General features: G+C 61.8%; 24 protein-coding genes and 2 tRNA genes. 21 read left to right on the top strand and 5 right to left on the bottom strand.

Features of this window, described 5'->3' with window-relative positions:
• Positions 1 to 55: 55 nt before the first annotated feature.
• The 6 genes from RFM41_RS32300 to RFM41_RS32275 all read left to right on the top strand — a co-directional run bounded on the left by RFM41_RS32300 (position 56) and on the right by RFM41_RS32275 (position 5059).
• Positions 56 to 1540, top strand: coding sequence for a TadE/TadG family type IV pilus assembly protein (locus tag RFM41_RS32300; RefSeq protein WP_320253282.1), 1485 nt, complete (start codon positions 56 to 58; stop codon positions 1538 to 1540).
• Positions 1541 to 1545: 5 nt separating this feature from the next.
• Positions 1546 to 2064, top strand: a complete 519-nt coding sequence (locus RFM41_RS32295; RefSeq protein WP_320253281.1) for a TadE/TadG family type IV pilus assembly protein — start codon at positions 1546 to 1548, stop codon at positions 2062 to 2064.
• 41 nt (positions 2065 to 2105) lie between these two features.
• Positions 2106 to 2702 carry a TadE/TadG family type IV pilus assembly protein gene (locus RFM41_RS32290; protein WP_320253280.1) on the top strand — a complete coding sequence of 199 codons (597 nt, stop codon included), beginning with the start codon at positions 2106 to 2108 and terminating at the stop codon, positions 2700 to 2702.
• Positions 2699 to 3862, top strand: coding sequence for a CpaE/TadZ family protein (locus RFM41_RS32285; RefSeq protein ID WP_320253279.1), 1164 nt, complete (start codon positions 2699 to 2701; stop codon positions 3860 to 3862). Before RFM41_RS32290 ends, RFM41_RS32285 begins: the two co-directional genes overlap by 4 nt.
• A gap of 79 nt (positions 3863 to 3941) precedes the next feature.
• The gene (locus tag RFM41_RS32280; protein ID WP_320253278.1) at positions 3942 to 4505 is read left to right on the top strand and encodes a L,D-transpeptidase; all 564 of its coding nucleotides are present in this window, start codon (positions 3942 to 3944) and stop codon (positions 4503 to 4505) included.
• Positions 4502 to 5059 (top strand): hypothetical protein, encoded by a 558-nt coding sequence (locus RFM41_RS32275; RefSeq protein WP_320253277.1) that lies wholly within the window; start codon positions 4502 to 4504, stop codon positions 5057 to 5059. Before RFM41_RS32280 ends, RFM41_RS32275 begins: the two co-directional genes overlap by 4 nt.
• Positions 5060 to 5088: 29 nt before the next feature.
• Here RFM41_RS32275 and RFM41_RS32270 read toward each other — a convergent pair whose 3' ends face one another.
• Positions 5089 to 5622 (bottom strand): hypothetical protein, encoded by a 534-nt coding sequence (locus tag RFM41_RS32270; protein WP_320253276.1) that lies wholly within the window; start codon positions 5620 to 5622, stop codon positions 5089 to 5091.
• Positions 5623 to 5827: 205 nt separating this feature from the next.
• Here RFM41_RS32270 and RFM41_RS32265 point away from each other — a divergent pair, with 205 nt between their 5' ends.
• The gene (locus RFM41_RS32265; protein WP_320253275.1) at positions 5828 to 6532 is read left to right on the top strand and encodes a thermonuclease family protein; all 705 of its coding nucleotides are present in this window, start codon (positions 5828 to 5830) and stop codon (positions 6530 to 6532) included.
• Positions 6533 to 6762: 230 nt separating this feature from the next.
• Positions 6763 to 7509 carry a GGDEF domain-containing protein gene (locus RFM41_RS32260; protein ID WP_320253274.1) on the top strand — a complete coding sequence of 249 codons (747 nt, stop codon included), beginning with the start codon at positions 6763 to 6765 and terminating at the stop codon, positions 7507 to 7509.
• Between the two features lie 83 nt (positions 7510 to 7592).
• On the opposite strand, the gene RFM41_RS32255 is transcribed toward RFM41_RS32260, so the two are convergent.
• Together RFM41_RS32255 and RFM41_RS32250 are read right to left on the bottom strand one after the other, a co-directional pair.
• Positions 7593 to 9050, bottom strand: coding sequence for an NAD-dependent succinate-semialdehyde dehydrogenase (locus RFM41_RS32255; RefSeq protein ID WP_320253299.1), 1458 nt, complete (start codon positions 9048 to 9050; stop codon positions 7593 to 7595).
• A gap of 175 nt (positions 9051 to 9225) precedes the next feature.
• Positions 9226 to 9300: transfer RNA gene (locus tag RFM41_RS32250), tRNA-Thr, on the bottom strand.
• 213 nt (positions 9301 to 9513) lie between these two features.
• On the opposite strand from RFM41_RS32250, the gene RFM41_RS32245 reads away from it, so the two are divergent.
• From RFM41_RS32245 to RFM41_RS32185, 13 genes are all read left to right on the top strand, one after another.
• Entirely contained in the window at positions 9514 to 9690 is a 177-nt protein-coding gene (locus tag RFM41_RS32245; RefSeq protein WP_320253273.1) for a hypothetical protein, read from the top strand.
• 140 nt (positions 9691 to 9830) lie between these two features.
• On the top strand, positions 9831 to 11123 hold the full coding sequence (gene murA / locus RFM41_RS32240) for a UDP-N-acetylglucosamine 1-carboxyvinyltransferase (protein ID WP_320253272.1): 1293 nt from the start codon (positions 9831 to 9833) through the stop codon (positions 11121 to 11123).
• 195 nt (positions 11124 to 11318) lie between these two features.
• Positions 11319 to 11753, top strand: a complete 435-nt coding sequence (locus tag RFM41_RS32235) for a DUF2948 family protein (RefSeq protein ID WP_320253271.1) — start codon at positions 11319 to 11321, stop codon at positions 11751 to 11753.
• 6 nt (positions 11754 to 11759) lie between these two features.
• Positions 11760 to 13052, top strand: a complete 1293-nt coding sequence (gene hisD / locus RFM41_RS32230; protein ID WP_320253270.1) for a histidinol dehydrogenase — start codon at positions 11760 to 11762, stop codon at positions 13050 to 13052.
• Positions 13053 to 13054: 2 nt separating this feature from the next.
• A complete protein-coding gene (locus RFM41_RS32225) occupies positions 13055 to 13540 on the top strand; it encodes a UPF0262 family protein (protein WP_320253269.1) in 486 nt (161 codons plus the stop codon).
• A 100-nt stretch (positions 13541 to 13640) separates the two neighbouring features.
• Positions 13641 to 14093, top strand: a complete 453-nt coding sequence (locus tag RFM41_RS32220; protein WP_320253268.1) for an arsenate-mycothiol transferase ArsC — start codon at positions 13641 to 13643, stop codon at positions 14091 to 14093.
• A gap of 197 nt (positions 14094 to 14290) precedes the next feature.
• Positions 14291 to 14509, top strand: coding sequence for a translation initiation factor IF-1 (infA, locus tag RFM41_RS32215; protein ID WP_006200926.1), 219 nt, complete (start codon positions 14291 to 14293; stop codon positions 14507 to 14509).
• Between the two features lie 126 nt (positions 14510 to 14635).
• Positions 14636 to 15262, top strand: a complete 627-nt coding sequence (locus tag RFM41_RS32210; RefSeq protein WP_320253267.1) for a Maf-like protein — start codon at positions 14636 to 14638, stop codon at positions 15260 to 15262.
• Positions 15259 to 15480, top strand: a complete 222-nt coding sequence (yacG, locus tag RFM41_RS32205; RefSeq protein WP_320253266.1) for a DNA gyrase inhibitor YacG — start codon at positions 15259 to 15261, stop codon at positions 15478 to 15480. The genes RFM41_RS32210 and yacG overlap by 4 nt, the downstream gene beginning before the upstream one ends.
• 278 nt (positions 15481 to 15758) lie before the next feature.
• Positions 15759 to 15834, top strand: a tRNA-Phe gene (locus RFM41_RS32200).
• Between the two features lie 212 nt (positions 15835 to 16046).
• The gene (locus RFM41_RS32195; RefSeq protein ID WP_320253265.1) at positions 16047 to 17357 is read left to right on the top strand and encodes a tyrosine-type recombinase/integrase; all 1311 of its coding nucleotides are present in this window, start codon (positions 16047 to 16049) and stop codon (positions 17355 to 17357) included.
• 365 nt (positions 17358 to 17722) lie between these two features.
• Positions 17723 to 18862: a hypothetical protein gene (locus RFM41_RS32190; protein ID WP_320253264.1), complete on the top strand. Its 1140-nt coding sequence runs from the start codon at positions 17723 to 17725 to the stop codon at positions 18860 to 18862.
• Between the two features lie 34 nt (positions 18863 to 18896).
• Complete coding sequence (locus RFM41_RS32185) at positions 18897 to 19397, top strand: GNAT family N-acetyltransferase (RefSeq protein ID WP_320253263.1); 501 nt, start codon at positions 18897 to 18899, stop codon at positions 19395 to 19397.
• Here the strand turns inward: RFM41_RS32185 and RFM41_RS32180 are convergent.
• Both RFM41_RS32180 and RFM41_RS32175 read right to left on the bottom strand, forming a co-directional pair.
• The gene (locus RFM41_RS32180) at positions 19391 to 19912 is read right to left on the bottom strand and encodes an AAA family ATPase (protein ID WP_320253262.1); all 522 of its coding nucleotides are present in this window, start codon (positions 19910 to 19912) and stop codon (positions 19391 to 19393) included. The two genes, RFM41_RS32185 and RFM41_RS32180, sit on opposite strands and share 7 nt — an antisense overlap.
• Positions 19909 to 20325, bottom strand: coding sequence for an ASCH domain-containing protein (locus tag RFM41_RS32175; RefSeq protein WP_320253261.1), 417 nt, complete (start codon positions 20323 to 20325; stop codon positions 19909 to 19911). The genes RFM41_RS32180 and RFM41_RS32175 overlap by 4 nt, the downstream gene beginning before the upstream one ends.
• Positions 20326 to 20678: the final 353 nt, after the last annotated feature.

The following is a 20678-nucleotide window of genomic DNA, read 5'->3' as shown; positions in this document are numbered from 1 at the left end:
CGGTTTGACAAGCGCTGGGTGACGAGGCCAAGCGCTAGGAACAGAGAGTAAGGTCATGTTGGGGACCATACGCAAGTTCTGGCGCGATCAGCGAGGCGTCGCGCTACTCCTCGTCAGCATCATGCTGCCGGCAATCATCGGCTTTTCGCTGCTGGCGATCGACATGAGCCGGGTCAACAACATGCATAACGACCTGCAGAAGGGCGCTGACGGTTTGGCCTTGGCGGCCGCGGCAGAGTTGGATGGCCGCACCGACTCTATCGTGCGCGCCGATCGAGCGCTGTCGACCCTGGTGTTCAACAAGTATACCTTCTCCACAGCTAACGTTCCGCAAACATTGCTCGCTGCCGGAGTGACGAGAACCTACCTCCGATCGCTTCCCGCTTCGGACAGTTCGCCGATAGCTGCAGCCAATATCATCACCGACGAAGTGACGGACGCGCCAAACGCCCGGTTCATCCGCGTGACAGTGACACCGGTCGGCTTCGCGGCCATATTCCCTGCGTCGTTTCTGACAGGGAATGCCGCCAATAACAGCTTCAATGTCGGCGCCGTTTCCGTTGCAGGGTTCACGTCCGGCGTCTGCAACTACACGCCCGTCTTCATCTGCAATCCATATGAGATGGTGAATGGCACCAATTCCGCTGGCGGCGTCACACTGGAGCAGGCCGTGGCGGATACATCAATTCGCAGGCGGCTGATCGAGCTTCGTACAGTGGGAAACAATGCCGCATACGGACCCGGCAATTTCGGGTTCCTGGCGCCGCCCAGCACTGTCGGCAACGGCGCTCAAGGGCTCGCGGAGACTATCGCCACATCGAAGCCGCTCGGCTGTTATTCCTCCCAGGGGGTGAGCACCAAGACCGGGCAGAACACGGGTCCGATCCAGGACGCCTTCAACGTGCGTTTTGGAATCGATGCCAGCGGCAATGGCTTCAACAGCCCGGAATATGGTCCGGCCGCGAACGTTCGGAAGGGAGCGTCGGCGAATGGGAACGGAAACCAGTGCCCGAAGTATAATCAGCTGACCTTCAATGCGACCGGCGACATGGGGCTGCCACACGATGCCACCACGCCTTACATGAGCGGCCGGATGGGCGACGGGAACTGGGACCTGTCCGGCTATTGGAGCACCAACTTCGGCGGGACCAGCTATCCGTCGTCCTGGGATACGAGCAAGCCGACCCGGTATCAGGTCTACAAATACGAGATCGCGAATAGTCTGGTAGGTCACGCCTCTACGGGCGGCGAGGTGGGAACGCCGCCGAGTTCCTGCCAGCCACCAGTGACATCCGTGGACCGTCGTCTGCTTTACGGCGCGATCCTCAACTGCAACGCGCTCGAGGCCGCCGGGAACGACCTAAACGGCAACAGCACCAATCTCCCCGTCGAGGCGTTTGCCAGCTTCTTCCTGACGGAGCCCGTCGCAGGCGCGAATTCAGGCGGCTCCGTTTTCGTCGAGCTCGTCGACGTGACAGGTCGCGGAGGTCAGGGAACTCTGGACAGTTTCCTCCGCGACGAATCCCAGCTTTATCGGTGACGAAGATGCTTAGGCTCGTCGCTCGTCATCTAAAGAAATTTCGACGCGACCAGCGCGGCGCGGTCATGGTCGAGATGACCCTCGTCGCGCCGTTGATGCTTACGCTTTCAGCCGGTGTGTTCGAGTTCGGCAATCTCATCCACGACAAGCTCCTGATGGAGGCCGGTCTGACCGATGGAGCCCGTTTCGCCGCGCGCTGCAACAGCCAAATCTACACCGATGCTGGACTGGCGATCGACTGCGCCAGCGTGGCCACCAACATCGCGGTTTACGGCAATGTAGCTGGCACTGGCAGCCCCCGTGTTCCCAACTGGCAGACAGCCAATGTCACCGTGACAATCGGCACCGGCTGCCACGATGCGGTGGTTGGCGGCGTCACGCAATATCGATCCACGACCCCGCAAGTCTGCATTGTCGAGGCGGACGGCACCTACCCCTATAGCGGCGTGGGCCTGCTCTCGGTGATCGGCATTGGTACGATCAACCTGACCGGCTTACATCAAGAACGATTGATGCGGTTCTGACGATGATCAGGCGTTTCGCAAGATCCGAGGACGGCGTGGCCATGGTCGAGATGACCATCGTGTCTACCCTGCTCTTTGCGCTGACGCTCGGCTTCGTCGATTTCGGCTACGCCTTCTATCAGTGGAACGCGGCAACCAAGGCCGTCCAGGTCGGGGCGCGGCTGGCCTCAATATCGGATGCGGTCGCGACCAACCTTGCCAACGCCGCACCGACGGCCAACCCCGGCGCGCCCGTGGTAGCCGGGGCTTACGGTCCGTTCGTATGCAGTTACAGCGGTGGCACGGGGTCCTGCACCAACAACGGCGGATTCAATGCCGCTGCTTTCAGCCAGATATTCCGCGGCGATACCGCCAATACCAACGACGACACCTGCCCGGCGCTTACCGGCACCCAGCGGCCCGGAATGTGCCACTTCTTCTCGGGTCTTCTGCGCAGCAACGTCGTCGTCACCTACACAGCGACCGGGCTCGGTTACCAGACGCGCCTCGGCGGTCCCGTGCCGACCATCACCGTCAGCCTTCAGAACCGGACCTTCCAGTTCTTCTTCCTCCAGGGATTGATGGGGTTCAACAACATCACCATGCCCTCCATGCTGAGCACGGTCACGGGCGAAGATTTGAAGAGTACATGGCCATGAACGCCATCGACACCAGAGTTCTCCCGACCAAGCGCAAGCAGGTGGCGCTGTTTTCCGGTGATGCGAATTTCAAGCGCGACGTCACCGCGCGGCTCGACGCGCTGGCGATCTATGACGTCAAGGTCTCGGATGCGGCGGAGTTCCTGAAGGGGCCGCCGGCCGACAGCCGGCCCGGCATCATCATCCTCGATCTCGGCAATGGCGAGCTGCTCGGCAATCCGGCGATCGTCGAGGCGCGCGCGGCCTGGGCGTCGGTGCCGCTGATCGCGATCTCCGACGAGCTCACCTCCGAGCAGACGCGCGTGCTGGTGCGCATGAACGCGTCCGACTGGCTGCACAAGCCGCTCGACGCCAAGGAACTGCTCAACGCCGTCACCTTCCACGACACCGGCAGCCAGGGCACCAAGAGCCGCATCATCACCTTCATCGCCGCCAGCGGCGGCGCCGGCGCCACCACGCTGGCGATCTCGGCGGCGGAGCATCTCGCCTCGAAATCGGCCGAACGGGCGGCCTCGACCTGCCTCGTCGACCTCGATTTCCAGAGCGCCAATTGCGGCGCCTATCTCAACCAGTTCAACCAGTTCGACCTTTCCGGCATCATCGGCCAGCCGGACCGGCTCGACGTCGAGCTGATGGACGTCATCAAATTGTCGCGGCCGTCCGGCCTCACGCTCTATTCCTTCGAGCGGCCGCAACTGCCGTTCGAGCCGCAGGGTTCCGACTTCGTCTTCCGGCTGCTCGACCTCGTCGCCTACCGCTTCGACGACATCGTCATCGACCTGCCCAATATCGAGACGCCGTGGCACGATTCGGTGCTGCGCACGAGCGACGAGATCTTCATCGTCTTCGAGCTCAACGTCGCCTCGCTCAGGCAAGGCAAGCGGCTCTACAAGAAGATCCGCGAATTGCGCGGCAACAAGGTCAGTATCACGCTGGTCGCCAACAAGCACAAGCGCAAATGGTTCGGCAATCACTTCTCGCGCAGCGAGCTGGAGAAGATCTTCAAGGCGCCGCATATCAAGTCGCTGGCGCTGGACAACGCGCTTCTGGCCGACGCGCTGAACCGCGCCATCCTGCCTTCCGAGGTGGACGGACGCGCGCGCTTCAACAAGGATTTGAAACGCATGTTCAAGGAACGGCTGGACAATGCCCAGCGCTAGAGCAATTCCAGGAAAAGTGCGAAGCGGTCGGGCTCGGCGACTTCGCCGTAGCCTTCCGTCCGGAATTGCGGCAAAGCAAATGCTTCGCATAGCCAGGCTTCTTGCCGCCGCCAGCTTGGTCGGCATCGTGCTTGCGTCGGCCTGCGACGTGGCGATGGCCGGATCGGGCCTGCCGCCGCTGCCAGCGATGGGCCCCAGCCTGCGCAAGGCGGTCACCTTTGAGACCAGCGAGCAGCCGGGCACCATCGTCATCCGCAAAAGCGAGAAGGCGCTCTATCTGGTGACGGGCCAGGGCCAGGCGCTGCGCTACCAGATCAGCGTCGGCCGCGACGGTTTCGGCTGGACCGGAACGGTGAAGGTAGCTTCCAAGACCGAATGGCCGGAATGGCGCCCACCCAAGGAGATGCGCGCGCGCCAGCCGGAGCTGCCGGCGATGGTGCCGGCCGGTCCCTATAATCCGCTCGGCGCCCGGGCGCTTTATCTGTCGCGCGACGGGCGCGACACGCTCTATCGCATCCATGGCACCAACGATCCCAAGGGCGTCGGTTTCGACGGCACGTCCGGATGTTTCCGGCTGACGAACACCGATGTGATCGATCTCTTCAAACGCGTCCCGGTGGGCGCAAAGGTGGTGGTTGAATGACGATGATCAGCGAGCCGGACGTTCCGGCAATCGAACTCGGTCTGAGGGAAGCCGCTCCGGGAAAGCCCAGCCGGGCCAGGCTGATCGGCGTCATCGCGGTGGGCGCCGCGCTCGTCACCGTCGTCAACGTGACGGCCGCGGTCTATCTCTATCGCGGCGTCAACGACCTCAAGACGGTGGAAGCGCGGCTGGAACAGCTCGGCCAGTTCGAGCAGCGCATCGGCGCCCGCATCGACACCGTCAACAACGGGTTCCAGAGCCGGTTCGAGACGCTGGACCGCCAGCTGCAGGCGAATTTCGGCCAGATCAACGGCAATATCGCCAAGCTGGAGCAAGGCCAGCCCGTTGCCGCCAGCGAGCCGGCGCCCAGCGCGCCGGAGCCTGCCATTCTCGGCAACACCACGGTGGCGGATGCGTCCGCGGCCGACGAAAGCGCCGTCCCCAGCGACGGGCAGCCTTCGTTCAAGCGGAAGGTCGCGCCTCCCGGCCCCAATCCGTCCTATCAGCGCATTCAGCAGCCCGACGGCAAGGTCTATTACAAGAAGATCAACTGAACCCGCGGGCCATCGCCCAAGCCAGCCGGTTACAGGTCGCGCTGCAGCGAAAGCATGCGGACCGATCGGGTTTCGGCGCGCAGCTTTGCCTCGCGCAGGAATGCGACGTGGCAATAGGCGCAGGCCGCGAGGCCGAGACACAGCACCAGGCTGTTCTTCAGGCTGAAGTCGAGCATAAGTGAGAAATGCAAGCCGTTCGGTATGGTGAAGGCGGCAATGGTGCTCGCCGTTTCCGCGCTGCTGCTCAGCGCCATCATCTTGCCTGCAAAGATCAGGGCGGCATGATTGGCCAGGAAGAAGCCGGCGGACCTTTTTGCCTGGCATATCATCCAGCAGGCGCCCGCCGCAAAGACGACAATGGCCGCATCGAGCGCCATCGATCCGCCGAGATAGACATGCGCCTGCTGCCAGAACATGGTCGAGAACGGACGCAGCTCGAGCCAGACGTGCCACACAGCGGGGCTCGCCGGGTAGAAGCCGAGCAGCAGCGCCGCCATCCGCTCCGCCGCCAGCAGAAGCAGCATCAGGGCAGGAAAGGCAAAAAGCAGTATCGGCTTGCGCATCGTGTCATCCCCTCGACATCCGATGGCCGATTCTAGGCCGCATTGGTTGCGCGACACTTAACGCAACGCCTTGCTTTTCAAGGAATGTCTCTCATGTCTAATGTATGATCCGGTTCAGCGGGTGTGGCCCCGTGTCGACAGAAGCTAACGGGTTGGGCTCGGGCGGCAGCATCGACAGCCGGCGCGATCCCGCGGAGTGCTACGCGTGAGCCAGGCGAAACCGCCCGGCCGCCCGCTGCTGGCGTTCGCGCTCGGCGGGCTCGGGCTCTTCGCAGGCATGGCGCTGATCGTCGAGGGCGGGCGCTGGTTGCCGCCGCCTTCGATCGCGCCGGTTCAGGGCACCGGCGAACCGAAGCCGGCCATGCCTGCCCCGATTCATGACGCGAGGCCAGGCCAGCCGGCGCGCAAGATCGCCGAGAATCTCATCGTGCCACCGCTGCTCGACATATCCGGGATCGAGCGCATCGAGCCCCGCGCCCCGCTTGGCGAACTCGGGCTTGCGCCGCCACCGAAGACGCCGATGCCGCAGGATTGGCGCGGGACGCTGCTTTTCCATCCGGTCGCGACCTCCTCGGCGGTCTTCGAAGCCATGGGGCGCACCGTCGCCATCAGCGGCGCGGTCGACATAGACCCCGACAGGACCTGCACCTTCGACGACACCGCCTGGCCCTGTGGCCAGCGGGCGCGGGCCGCCTTCAACGCCTGGCTGCGCGGCCGGGCGCTCAAATGCCTGCTGCCGCCGGATGCCGACCGATTCGCCATCGCCGCGCCCTGCGCGCTCGGCAAGCAGGATGTCGGCGCCTGGCTGGTCGCCAACGGCTGGGCGATGGCCGCTCCCACCGGCATTTACGGCAAGGCGGAAGAGGTGGCGAGAGGTGCCCGGATGGGCATTTTCGGTCCGCCGCAATAGCGCTGTCGCGGGAAAGCCGGTGACTGGTTCCGTCCCGGACCCTGCGTGAAAGCAGAATGGCCAGAGCGGTTCAGCCCTTCTAAAACCTGGACCAGTCCAACGGCGGCCTGTACGCCGGATCCAGCTTCCCGCGGAGACGATGCCGACTTTGCATCAAATTGTACGCTTCCCTGACACCGAAATCGTAACGGACCTCCTGTAAGCCGATGCGTCGAACAGGAGATTGGTCCGTGACCCCGAAAACGCCTGCCGCGCCGGTTCAACCGTGGAAGCACCTTGCCTTGCTGGTGGTGCTCGGCACCGCCGCCTGCGTCGGCCTTTCGCTGGCGCTGAACTACCTGCTGCTTTTCAGCGACAGCCTGACGCCATTCGGCCGCGGGGCCGTCACGGCAATCGTCGTGCCGATCGTTATCGGTCTGCCGCTGTTTGCCCTGCTCGGCTGGCAGCAGAGCGAGATCCGCCGCTACCGGCAGGAACTCACCAGGTCCGGCACTTACGACCAGCTGACCGGCTGCCTGAACGGCAAGGTGTTCACCTCGATGGTCGACAGGAGGGCGCAGAGACCGGCCGGTCCGCGCTCCGGCGCCTTTCTGGTCATCCATCCGGAACATCTGGCATCGATCAACCTGCGCTTCGGTCTCGAATGGGGCGACGAGGCCTTGCGGCTGATCGCATCGGCCATCCGGTCCGCGGTGCGCAAGGACGATCTGATCGGCAGGATCGGAACCTCGATGTTCGGCGTCTTCCTGCCGGGCGCGAGCGAAGAGGACGCCAAGGACGTCGGCGAGCGCATTCGCGGCACGGTCGGCAAGATCTATTTCGCGCCGAAAGGCGACAAGGACGTGCTTGCAATCAAAGTCGGCGGCGTCATTTTCGAGCGTGAGCTGGATTTCGAGGACATGTTCCGCTTCGCCGAGGAAGGCATTGCCGAGGCCCCGGAGGAAGCCGGTCTGCGGCTGTCGCACGTCACCAACTGAGCTGGGGCGCGGAACCCAACGGCCCCCGCGAGCGACAATTCCGCGGCACATCGTTCCTTAAAAGCGGCATGGTCGTTTATGCCTCAGATACCGCCCATGCAGAGATATTTCATCTCGAGGTAGTCCTCGAGGCCATGGCGGGAACCTTCCCGCCCGATGCCTGACTGCTTGACCCCGCCAAAAGGCGCGGCCTCCGAGGACATGCGTCCGGTGTTGATGCCGACCATGCCATATTCCAGGGCCTCCGCCACGCGCCAGACCCGCTTCAGGTTGGAAGCATAGAAATAGGCGGCGAGGCCGTAGATCGTGTCGTTGGCCTCACGCACGACCTGATCCGCATCCTCGAAGCGGATGACGGGGGCCAAGGGCCCAAATGTCTCCTCCTGCGCCACCGTCATGGCATTGGAGATATCGGTAAGGACCGTCGGCTGGAAAAAAGTGCCGTTTGCGCCAATCCTATCGCCGCCGCAGCGGATCACGCCGCCTTTTCCCAAGGCATCGGCGATATGGGATTCGATCTTGGCCAGGGCGTGGCCGTCGATCAGCGGGCCGATGGCGACGCCCGGATCGAATCCGTCACCGACCTGAAGCTGGCGAACCCGTTCGACGAATTTATCGACGAACTCCTCATGAACGCCCGACTGCACGTAGAGGCGGTTGGCGGAAACGCAAGTCTGGCCGGCATTGCGGAACTTCGCCTGGATCGCCCCATCCACGGCAGCGTCGACGTCGGCGTCGTCGAAGACGATGAAAGGCGCATTGCCGCCCAGCTCCAGACTGACCTTCTTGATCTGGTCCGAACACTGGCGCATGAGCAGGCGCCCGACTTCGGTCGATCCGGTGAAGCTGATCTTGCGCACCTTGGGATTGTGGCAGAGCTCACGCCCCACGGCGGCGCCCTCCGCGGCATAGACAAGGTTCACCACACCGTCCGGAAAACCGGCCTCGGCGGCGAGCGCGAACATGGCGCCTGCCACAAGCGGCGTCTGCTCGGCAGGCTTCAATACGATGGTGCAACCCGCCGCCAGCGCTGGCGAGATCTTGCGTGCCACCATCGATGCGGGAAAATTCCATGGCGTGATCGTGCCGACGACGCCGATGGGCTGCTTGATCACCAGCATGCGGCGGTCCGTTGAGGGCGCGGAGATCGTCTCGCCGTAGATACGGTTGGCCTCCTCGGCGTACCATTGCAGATAAGCGGCCGCATGCGAGACTTCCGATCTGGCTTCGGCAAGCGGCTTGCCCATCTCGGCGGTGAGAATTGCGGCAAGGTCGTCGGTGTGTGTGACGATCAGCTGGTGCCACTGCCACAGCATTTCGCTGCGCTCCCGGGCGGTCAGCGCCGCCCATTCGGCTTGGGCGGCATAGGCCTTGTCGATCGCCGCGCGCGTCTCCTCGACGCCCATGTCGGGAAGTTCCGCCAACAATTCGCCGGTCGACGGATTGAAGACCTCAAACGTACGTCCGCCAGCCGGCGCACCGAGCGCCGGCACACGGTCGATCGTGCCAAACAGGTCGGGGGATTTCAAGTGGCGGGTCATCGGCAGGCGCAGGGGCAACACCGCTTTCCTTCTCGTCAGGCTGGCGTATCGGAAACGCCACCATGTATTGCGCGTGCGCCGGTTTCATAGGGCCTGGGGAGGATGGCGGTAGACCCACCTACCTGCATCCTCGATTTGCATCACCGCGGCGCGGTTGAGCTCACGTTGGGAAAGCTGGTGCTGCGAGAGAGGATTGAACTCTCGACCTCTCCCTTACCAAGGGAGTGCTCTACCACTGAGCTACCGCAGCCTGCGATGGCGGCGCTTCTGCCATATCGAACCGGTAAGCGCAAGGCCAAGAAAAACCCAAAGCGTCGCATCTGTTTCTCGCCAGTTTTGAGGCGGCATGCCCGGCTGATCCACAGCCGAAACACGTCTGACGGCCCGCTTTCATGACTTGGCCGCGTTAAAATGCTAATCACAGCGGAATCGCGGCCGGCTGAGCGCCGGTCGGGGATGGACGATGAACGACAAGGCAAACCCACCGAAAAAGAGCGGCGGCGCGCGCAAGGACCGGCTGGCCGAGGCGCTGCGCGCCAATCTGCAGAAGCGCAAGGCGCAGACGCGGTCGCGGCGCGCCGGGGATGCGGATCAAAGGTCCGAAGGGTTGCCGGCTGCAGGAAAAATGCACAAGGACTGACCAAATCAGCCATACTGCCCGGCCATAGTCGGTCCGGTTTTTAGGAAAATCCTATTTCTTGAACCAAGCCGGCCAATGGTCTAAGCCGGGCACACTCAACCGATTGAAGCGGCCCGTTCGGGCCGAGGGGACATTTTCTCATGGATCGCATCAGAATTGTCGGCGGCAACGAGCTGGCCGGTACCATTCCGATCTCGGGCGCCAAGAACGCGGCATTGCCGCTGATGATCGCCTCGCTGCTCACCGACGACACACTGACGCTCGAAAACGTGCCGCATCTGGCCGATGTCGAGCAGTTGATCCGCATCCTCGGCAATCACGGCGTCGATTATTCCGTCAACGGCCGACGCGAGAGCCAGCAGAAAGGCTATTCGCGCACGATCAATTTTTCGGCCCGCAACATCGTCGACACCACCGCGCCTTACGAGCTGGTGTCGAAGATGCGCGCTTCCTTCTGGGTGATCGGGCCGTTGCTTGCCCGCATGGGCGAAGCCAAGGTGTCGCTGCCCGGCGGCTGCGCCATCGGCACGCGTCCGGTCGACCTGTTCCTCGAGGGCCTGCAGGTCCTTGGCGCCGAGCTCGACGTCGACAATGGCTATGTTATCGCCAAGACCAAGAACGGCCGCCTGGTCGGCAATCGCTACGTCTTCCCGAAAGTCTCGGTCGGCGCGACCCACGTGCTGATGATGGCGGCCGCGCTCGCCAAGGGCGAGACGGTGCTGGAAAACGCGGCGCGCGAGCCGGAAATCGTCAATCTCGCCGAATGCCTGATCGCCATGGGCGCCAAGATCCACGGCGCCGGCACCTCGACCATCACGATCCACGGCGTCGAGGCGCTGTCGGGCGCCCGCGTGCGCGTTATTCCGGATCGTATCGAGACCGGCACCTATGCCATGGCGGTGGCCATGACCGGTGGCGACGTGATGCTCGACGGCGCCCGGCCAGACCTGTTGCAGACCGCGCTCGACGTTCTTGTCGAGACCGGCGCCGAGATCACGCCGACCAATGAGGGCATCCGCGTCAAGCGCAACGGCGCCGGCATTGCGCCGGTCGACGTGGCCACCGCCCCCTTCCCGGCCTTCCCCACCGACCTGCAGGCGCAGTTCATGGGGCTGATGACCATGGCCAAGGGCAAGTCGCGCATCACCGAGACGATCTTCGAGAACCGCTTCATGCATGTGCAGGAGCTCGCGCGCCTCGGTGCCCACATCACGCTTTCCGGCCAGACGGCGATCGTCGACGGCGTCGCCAGGCTCAAGGGCGCTCCCGTGATGGCGACCGACCTGCGCGCCTCGGTGTCGCTTGTCATCGCCGGCCTTGCGGCCGAAGGCGAGACCACCGTCAACCGCGTCTACCACCTCGACCGCGGCTTCGAGCGGCTGGAAGAGAAGCTCTCCGGCTGCGGCGCGGTGATCGAGCGCATTTCGGGCTGACGTTCCACGGCAATTCTCGCCAGCGGTTGCGCCAGCAACGAAGACCTCCTAGAGCGTGTTGAGCCCGCGTCGATCGGGTTCAACACGCTCTAGTTTTATGTTTGGGCATGATCTTTGCCGAAAAACCGGTTTCCACTTTTCGGGATCATGCTCTAACAGAACATTGAATTGTCAACGTTCAGGTGCGCATTCCGCATGGCAGCTCTCAAGCTCATCGCGCTCGACGATCAGGATCTGAGCATCGTCTCGGCGCATGTCCAGGACGCCGTGATGAAGGTCTCCGACCTCGAATATCTGCCGGCGGCCAAGCGCTTCGTGCTGACCATGAACCGCTTTGTCTGGGAGGCGAAGTCCGGCCTCTTCCGCCAGCATAACGAACGCCGGCAAAGCGTTCTGCATTTCGACCGCGTGCTTGGCGCCAAGACCAGCGGCATTGCGCGCGACAAGCCGGCCGAGGTGCTGTCGCTGCTGGCGATCAGCTTCATCGCCATCAGCAAGCCGGCCGGCATCGTCGAATTGGTGTTTTCGGGCGGCGGCACGATCATGCTCGACGTCGAATGCGTCGAGGCGCGACTTGCCGATGTCGGCGGCTCCTGGGAAGCCTCCTCGCGCCCCGTGCACAGAGGCTGAAACGCAATGGCTATCACGCTCCGCCAGCAGGACGCCGATTTCGAGCAGCGCTTTTCAGCCTTCCTCACCACCAAGCGCGAGGTTTCGGCCGATGTCGAGGCCGTGGTGCGCGACATCGTCGCCCGCGTGCGCGCCGAAGGCGACAAGGCGCTCATCGACTACACGGCGAAGTTCGACAAAGCCGATCTCGGCAAGCTCGGTATCGCCGTGTCGAAGGACGACGTCGCCAAGGCCTATGCAGCGGCCGATCCGGCGACCGTCGAGGCGCTCAAATTCGCGCGCGACCGTATCCGTTCGCATCATGAGCGGCAGAAGCCGAAGGACGACCGCTACACGGATGCCGCCGGTGTCGAGCTCGGCTCGCGCTGGACGGCGATCGAAGCCGTCGGCCTTTACGTGCCGGGCGGCACGGCGAGCTATCCGAGCTCGGTGCTGATGAACGCCGTGCCGGCCAAGGTCGCCGGCGTCGAGCGCATCGTCATCGTCGTGCCGGCCTCGGGCGGCGTCATCAATCCGCTGGTGCTGGTGGCGGCCGACCTTGCCGGCGTTTCGGAGATCTACCGCGTCGGCGGCGCGCAGGCCGTTGCGGCGCTCGCCTACGGTACCGAGACGATCAGGCCGGTCGCCAAGATCGTCGGACCGGGCAATGCCTATGTCGCGGCGGCGAAGCGCCAGGTGTTCGGCACGGTCGGCATCGACATGATCGCCGGGCCGTCGGAAGTGCTGGTGGTGGCCGATGCCGACAACGATCCGGACTGGATCGCTGCCGACCTGTTGGCGCAGGCCGAGCATGACGTTTCGGCCCAGTCGATCCTGATCACCGATGACGCAGAGTTCGGCAAGGCGGTCGAGCAGGCGGTCGAACGCCAGCTCAAGGTTCTGCCGCGCGGCGAGACGGCGGCCGCAAGCTGGCGCGATTTCGGCGCGGTCATCCTGGTGCCGACGTTAGAGGCCTCGCTGCCGCTGGTCGACAGGATCGCCGCGGAGCATGTCGAGCTCGCCTTCGACGATGCGGAGGCCTTCCTTTCCAGGATGCGCAACGCAGGCGCCGTCTTTATCGGTCGGCACACGCCGGAAGTGATCGGCGACTATGTCGGCGGCTCCAACCACGTCCTGCCGACGGCACGCTCGGCGCGCTTTTCCTCCGGGCTGTCGGTGCTCGATTTCGTCAAGCGCAGCTCGATCCTCAAGCTCGGCCCGGAGCAGCTCAAGGCGCTGGCGCCCGCCGCGATCGCGCTCGCCAAGGCCGAAGGGCTCGACGCGCATGCCCGCTCCGTCGCGATCAGGTTGAACATGTAGCGATGTCCGGCCACAACCAAACCCGCGACAGGCTGGTCGACGTCGAGCTTGACGAATCGATCGGACGTTCGACGCCCGACGTCGAGCACGAGCGGGCCGTGGCGATCTTCGACCTCATCGAGGAGAACAGCTTTCGGCCGATCAATGATGACGGCGCGGGCCCTTACAAGCTCAAGCTTTCGCTGGCCGAGTCCCGCCTGGTCTTTGCCGTCAGCCGCGAGAACGGCGCCGATGTGGTCACCCACATCCTGTCGCTGACGCCGCTGCGGCGCATCGTCAAGGACTATTACCTGATCTGCGAAAGCTATTACGAGGCGATCCGCTCCTCGACGCCGAGCCATATCGAGGCGATCGACATGGGCAGGCGCGGCCTGCACAATGAGGGCTCGCAGACGCTGATGGACCGGCTTGCCGGCAAGATCGAGATCGACTTCGACACGGCGCGCCGGCTGTTCACGCTGGTCTGCGTGCTGCACTGGCGGGGCTAGATCAGGATGACGTTTCGTTGAATCGCCATCCTGATCCAGCTCTTTGTTGGAGCATGATCTTCTCCGAAAACCGGACTCCACTTTTCGGGATCATGCTCTAGTGCAGGCCGCCCTGCCCCATTCGATCCTGTTTTTGTGCGGCATGAACGCCGTGCGCTCGCCGATCGCGGAACAACTCGCGCGCCGCATTCTGCCCGCCACCACCTTCGTCGCTTCAGCCGGCGTGCGTGCCGGCGAGCGCGACCCGTTCGTCGACGCGGTGCTTGCCGAGGAGGGCCTGGCGCTTGGCGAGCGCCAGCCCAGGACGCTCGACGACCTGGAGGATGATTATTTCGACCTGATCGTCACGCTGGCGCCGGAGGCGCATCATGCGGCGCTTGAGCTCACCCGCTCGCTCGCCGTCGAGGTCGAATACTGGCCGATGCCCGACCCGACCGACACCGGCGGCACGCGCGAGCACATCATGGCCGCCTATCGCGATGTACGGGAGCGGCTGAAAGCGCGCATAAGCCGACGTTTTGCGGTGCCGGGGGCGGAAAGCGCCCCGGATTAAGCTTGTTCACAAGCGGACGATTATCATATAGGTTCCGCGCAAATTCCGGTTGGAGTCGGATGATTTCAGGCCTATTCGACCTGAGAAATCATCCGACTCCAGATCAAGAGTAGAGCATGATGTCCTCCGAAAACCGCTTCACACTTTTCGGCATCATGCTCTAGGCGCCGGAACGCCCATCCAAGCAAAGGTATCGAATGCCGAAGGAAGAAGTCCTCGAGTTTCCAGGTGTGGTCACCGAACTGCTGCCCAATGCGATGTTCCGCGTGAAGCTCGAAAACGAACACGAAATCATCGCCCACACGGCCGGCCGCATGCGCAAGAACCGCATCCGCGTGCTGACCGGCGACAAGGTCCTGGTCGAGATGACGCCCTACGACCTGACCAAGGGCCGCATCACCTACCGTTTCAAGTAACAGTCCGGCGCCGACCCGGCCGGACGATTTCAGGTCCGTTCGACCTGAAATCGTCCGGCTCCAAATCAAAGAGTGGAGCATGATGTCGTCCGAAAACCACTTCACACTTTTCGGCATCATGCTCCCATGAGCATCCTGCAGAAGCTCGTGCTTGCCTCGGGTTCGCCGCGCCGCATCGAGCTCTTGCAGCAGGCCGGCATCGAGCCGGACCGGGTGCTGCCCGCCGATGTCGACGAGACGCCACTGCGCGCCGAGCATCCGCGCTCGCTGGCCAAGCGCCTCTGCAAGGATAAGGCCGAGAAGGCGCTGGCCTCGCTGAAGAGCGAGGAAGACTACGCGCCGGCCTTTATCCTCGCCGCCGACACGGTGGTGGCGGTGGGGCGGCGCATCCTACCCAAGGCCGAGACGATCGACGACGCCATCAATTGCCTCGGCCTGCTTTCCGGCCGCTCGCACCGGGTCTATTCCGGCATCTGCCTGATCACGCCGGGCGGCAAGCTGCGCCAGCGACTGGTGGAGACCAGGGTGCGCTTCAAGCGACTGCCGCGCGAGGAGATCGAAGCCTATGTCGCCTCGGGCGAATGGCGCGGCAAGGCAGGCGGCTATGCCGTGCAGGGCCTGGCCGGCTCCTTCGTCGTCAAGCTGGTCGGCTCCTACACAAACGTGGTCGGCCTGCCGCTCTACGAGAGCGTGGCGCTGCTTTCGGGCGAAGGTTTTAAAGCGCACAAGAATTGGCACGTCGCGCGGCCATGAGCATGGACGACAAGGTGACGCCGCTCCGACCGAAGCGGCCCTGCCCCGAATGCGGCAAGCCTTCGTCGCGCGAGCACTATCCGTTCTGCTCGGCGCGCTGCAAGGACATCGACCTCAATCGCTGGCTGAAGGGCGCCTATGTCATCCCCGGCCGCGACGGGGAAGAGGAAGAGGACGACAGCCCAAAGCCGGGCCCGGCGCCCAAGGGCGAGGATTGAGCGGCGGCTGCCGCTGTTTCCAGCGATTTTCTTTCCCGACAAAGCCAGCGCCTAAGCTAAGTGCTTGTTTTCACGCAATTCAGGAGTAGGAAAGAGCCGCACACTTTTCCTGGAATTGCGCTTGTTTTTTACGCAATTCCGGGACGGAAAACCGCCGCACACTTTTCCTGGAATTGCTCTGGACAGCCAAGATACCCGTGCTATAACCCACGCGCTTTCAAGGGGCGCCGCCTGGTGCCTTCGTGAAACCCGGCGAGCGATTCCGTTAGCCGGCGCAGGCCCAGATAGCTCAGTTGGTAGAGCAGCGGACTGAAAATCCGCGTGTCGGTGGTTCGAATCCGCCTCTGGGCACCATCCCCTCTTCTCCCCACATTCCCTTCCACCGAGACTTCTACGCTTCAGTGCCCGCAAATTTCTGAATTTGCTTACTTTTTCGGCACGAAAGATCCGCTTGGGCGAATTTCATCGCAGTTCGGCAAATTTCGTCCAATGGGGCGAGGTGTTGGTATTTTTGTTGGTATCTGAGACCCTGTTGGTATCGAAGCGCCAAAACAGGAGGTCCCACAATGGCTCTCTCCGACGTGAAATGCCGCAACACCCGGCCTGCGTCCAAGCTCCAGAAGCTATCCGACGGCGGCGGGCTGCAGCTATGGGTCCAGCCGTCGGGAACAAGGCTATGGCGCCTCGCCTATCGGTTCGACGGGAAGCAGAAGCTGCTGTCTCTGGGCAGCTATCCTGTCATTTCTCTCGCTGATGCCCGCCAAGCGCGCGATGAAGCCAAACGCCTCCTCAAGGCTGGTGCCGACCCGGCCCAGCAGCGCAAATTCCAGAAAGCTAGTTCGCCAAAAGACACCTTTCGCTCAATCGCAGACGAATATGTTGAGAAGCTGAAGAAGGAAGGACGTGCCGATCGGACGATCAGCAAGGTCAAATGGCTGCTCGACTTTGCCTATCCGACAATTGGCGACAAGTGCATTCGGGAGATCGATACGGCTACCATCCTTGCCGCCCTTCGTCGCGTGGAGGTTCGCGGTCGATACGAGTCGGCCAGGCGCCTACGCTCAACAATCGGCACTGTGTTTCGATTCGCAATCGCGACAGCACGCGCCGAGGCAGATCCGACGATCGCCCTAAGGGGCGCGCTCATCAGCCCGACGGTCACGCCTCGTGCCGCGATTACCGATCCTAAGGCCTTGGGCGGCTTGCTGAGGGCGGTCGATGCATTTGACGGACAGCCAACAACCAGAGCCGCCCTGAGGCTGATGGCAATGCTGTTTCCCCGCCCGGGTGAGTTGCGCGCGGCAGAATGGGGAGAGTTCGATTTCGAAAGCTCGATGTGGATCATTCCTGAAGCACGCATGAAAATGCGACGGCCGCACCGCGTACCCCTTTCAAGGCAGGCCGTGAGCGTCCTGGCCTCACTCAGAGAAATTTCTGGTGGTGGATCGCTGCTGTTTTCTAGTGTTCGATCGGTTTCGCGTCCGATTTCCGACAACACGCTTAACGCCGCCCTGCGCCGCATGGGCTACGGTAAGGAAGAAGCTACAGCGCACGGATTTCGAGCGACAGCATCAACTCTGCTAAACGAATGCGGAAAGTGGCATCCGGACGCGATAGAGCGGCAACTGGCTCACATTGAGAACAACGACGTTCGTCGCGCCTACGCCCGGGCAGAGCACTGGGAAGAGCGGGTCAAGATGATGCAATGGTGGGCCAATTATCTGGATGAACTCAAGAGCAAAAACGCACAGGTGATCTCAATCGGGGGACGCGGCAAACCTGCTGCCCATGCACCAGGGCTAGGGACCAATTTGAACCCAACAGCGACGGTTCACCAAACGCCGAGACGAATCTCCAACCTCCGAAAATCATATTGAGGTTCACAAAAACGCCGAAGCTTGACGACCAAATGGTAGGCTAGGAGGACGTGCCGGAAACATTGATTTCATTGGGTTTTCGTGGGTCAAAATCAGAGCTTCTCGTAAAGTCCGCAGACCGAATCGACAAATCGACAGCCCGGGCTTCCACTCGATCATCAACGAGCCATCTGTCCGATCAGCTTGGCCGCCGCTTGATTTGTTCGCTAAAGGCAAATGGTGCCTCGACGAAAGTTGAAACCAGTTCTCGGTGTATGTGGGTCCCATTGTTCCGCCCGGCATAGTTGGCGGAAGAGTTAATCACTTTGTGGTCAGTTGCAGAGCTAACGTCGCACGTCATGGCAATGGAGGGCTAAAGGGGCGAAATGCGGGGTAGTATCGCGATCTGGCATGACACGCTTGCAGATGACGCCAACGGCTACGCGCCGCGCGTCGAGGTCCACATAAACATATGGAAGGGCGAGAGGCGCTCAGCCAAGAGGCGCTTCCATCTTTTCGATATAGGCTTTCGCTTCCAGGAAATGAGATCACTCCGGACGCTCTCGATCAGCCTCCCTTTCCAGATCCAGTCGGACTATGTTTTCGATCTCTTCGATGTGATGCACGATTCATCGACGTTGTCTGCAATCTTCAATGAGACCCTGTCGGCCGGGGAACTCCAGGAGAACGGCAAAACGTTCGCGGCACTCAACGAATCGAAGAAAGTTCAATTCTATGTGTCGCGATGCTCAACAGACGATCGACGTCTGACCACCATCGGCAAGGGAGACGATGTCGGCTCTGTAATCATGTTACACGATCAGTTTTTTGACCGATTGCGGACCAAAATCGGCGACCAATATATTCGTCTACGCATTAGAGTCCCCTTCCATATCGCGAACGGCTTCGTCTCCGAAATCGACGCCAAGGACTCTGCTTTTCTGAGCACGATCTCCACCAGCGAAATCGTCGAATTCCGTTTGAACGAACGCCGAAATTTCTCGGCGTCGATCCTGGAGCGATTGGGCGGAGGTGCAGATCTGATTGATGTGTCTGCTGTGCATTATTTTCTGATCAGGGATATGACGGTGGAAATGACCCAATCCCACACCGGCTTCAAGAAAATGCGTCGGCTGGAGCCCGAAATCTGGGAACGATACCTGAGAGATGAACCGCAATTCAATGCACAGAAGATGATAATATACCATTGGAGCTCGACAGCACAGCCTCAATCTACGGTTGAAAGCTTCACCGCGCTTGCTACTTTTCGCGCCTACTACACTGGCCGCCTCTGGGTTTACGCGCTGGTTGTGATTGCATTGGGTGCGATGGGCAGCGCGTCTCAAGCAGGCTTGGTTTCGCTGGTTGGAATGCTGTGGGAGCTCAAAGAGCCGTGGCAAATTGCGGCCGCCAACGCCGCGATCGTTGTTCTCCTTGCCTCCGCTCTCGTTCTTATCGTCCAATTTAGCCGAAAGTGGCCAAATCCAGTGGGATGGGCTATCGGATATCTCAGACCTCGCCGCTAAGGTAGGGTCCACGAATCATGCGGGGAGCGTGCCTATGATAAACGACCCAAGCTTCGCGAGTACCCTTTCTGAGCGCGTACCCCAGCCATATCTGCCCATCGACGCATTCGCAATCTACGGCTGGCTGGAGCGGGCTGGCGTCCATCAGTTCTACCCGAATTTCCAGCCGTGGTTTTTCGGCAAGGTCGTTCCTGGGCTCCACACGGGAGAACGCCATATTGTTACGACATATGTCGAGGGTACGCTCGCTGGCGTAGCAATCTGCAAGCGCGCAGAGACGGAGCGCAAGCTATGCACGCTTTGGGTCGCACCCGCCTTGCGCGAGCGGGGGGTCGCGAAATCGTTGGCTCGCTGTGCATTTGATTGGCTTGAATCGGACCGACCGCTTTTCACCGTTCCCGAAGAGCGAATCGCAGAGTTTGCGGGGCTACTTCGCGTGTGGGGCTTTTCGCCACCCCAAGTTTATCCAAGCCTCTACCGGTGGAATCGGGCCGAATATGTCTTTAACGGCCCCGTCGGAATTCCTGATCACTGAGCGGATGAAAAACGGCGTTCGAGTTCCCGCCGAAACTCGTCAAGCGTTGGAGCGCGGATTGCTAAGAATGGGATGCCAAGTCGAGTTGCCAGCCGTTCGCAGGCAGCTTGCTCTAGTGCAGTAAGGGCAGCAATCTCGGTTATAGAGTCAGAGTTCGCGCTAAGCGCCCTGCGCGCCCGGATCTGTTCTGGATCATCGAGGACATGGATCAAGAGGTCCGGCGCAATTTCGTCGAAGAACCAGTCCGGAACGAGCAGTGGTCCCTCTGGGGTCTCGACCAATGCATGGCCGTCAACAATCTGATGCTTCTTTGATCGGGGAAACGCCGTTAGGGCTTCTTTTGCGATGCGTTGATTGGTGAGCCCATCTGCGAGAGTGGCGACTGGCAGGATGCCGCCAGCGACCCTCAATAGTTGGCTGATGCTGGCATACTCTAGCTCGGGGATCTGGTCAGCAGCATGCAGAGAGCGGGTCGTCTTCCCCGATTTTGAGAGCCCCGCCACGAAAACTCTCATAGGCATGCTCCAATCGCATTGACCAACCGCGCTGATGCATAAGCCCAAGACTGAGGCGCCGTGAAGCTGAACTCTTGGCGGAGACGGCCAAGGTCCCAATCGTTGACCAGAGGCAGGTGCCGAATAATCTCGATACCAACACCCGCATCTCGATCCCGGAAGTAAGTGGCGAAGTGCCGCTCATCAACGCACGACGCCTCGCCGTGCACAAGCCAAAGCTCCTTGACCGGAAGCTCATGAATCGCACCCATTTGGACGACTGCAGTAAGTCTACAGTTGGGCGAAGATTCATAGAGATAGGCCGCCGAACCGGCGAGATAGCGAGGAAAACGCCGCCTTAGCTCGATCGTTTTCTCACCGGAGCGGATTAAAGTAGCCCATTTTGGTTGGATGCTCAAAACGATCGTTCGCATGCTGGCTTCCCTGAACGGGATCCTTGATTGCATACGGGCGGAGTAATCGCTAGTCAGAACATGCCCGCCGGCTACTAGGCAAAGCCTAGCGAGTGAGATGTTGGCCTAGCTGCATTCCCTGATGGCACACAAGCCGGCGATTACGAAGCTCCTCTTTGTCCACTGAACCTGCAAAGTGGATCCCGCTTGCAAGCCGTTTGTTCTGCGATACGGCTACTTGAACGTCGAGGCGTCTCGATATTGGTCGTGTCCCGCTGAGTGGTGTAGCTCGGCGGTGACGAAGCCGCTCGCGAGCGCGCCCCTCAACAGCGCTGAAGCGAGCGAGCGGCGATAGCAGCGGTCATCGATGTTCC

The sequence above is a fragment of the Mesorhizobium vachelliae genome (assembly GCF_033977325.1).
Classification (GTDB): Bacteria; Pseudomonadota; Alphaproteobacteria; order Rhizobiales; family Rhizobiaceae; genus Mesorhizobium; species Mesorhizobium vachelliae.
Note: the sequence above shows the minus strand (reverse complement) of the source record. Positions and strands in the feature narration are given on the sequence as shown.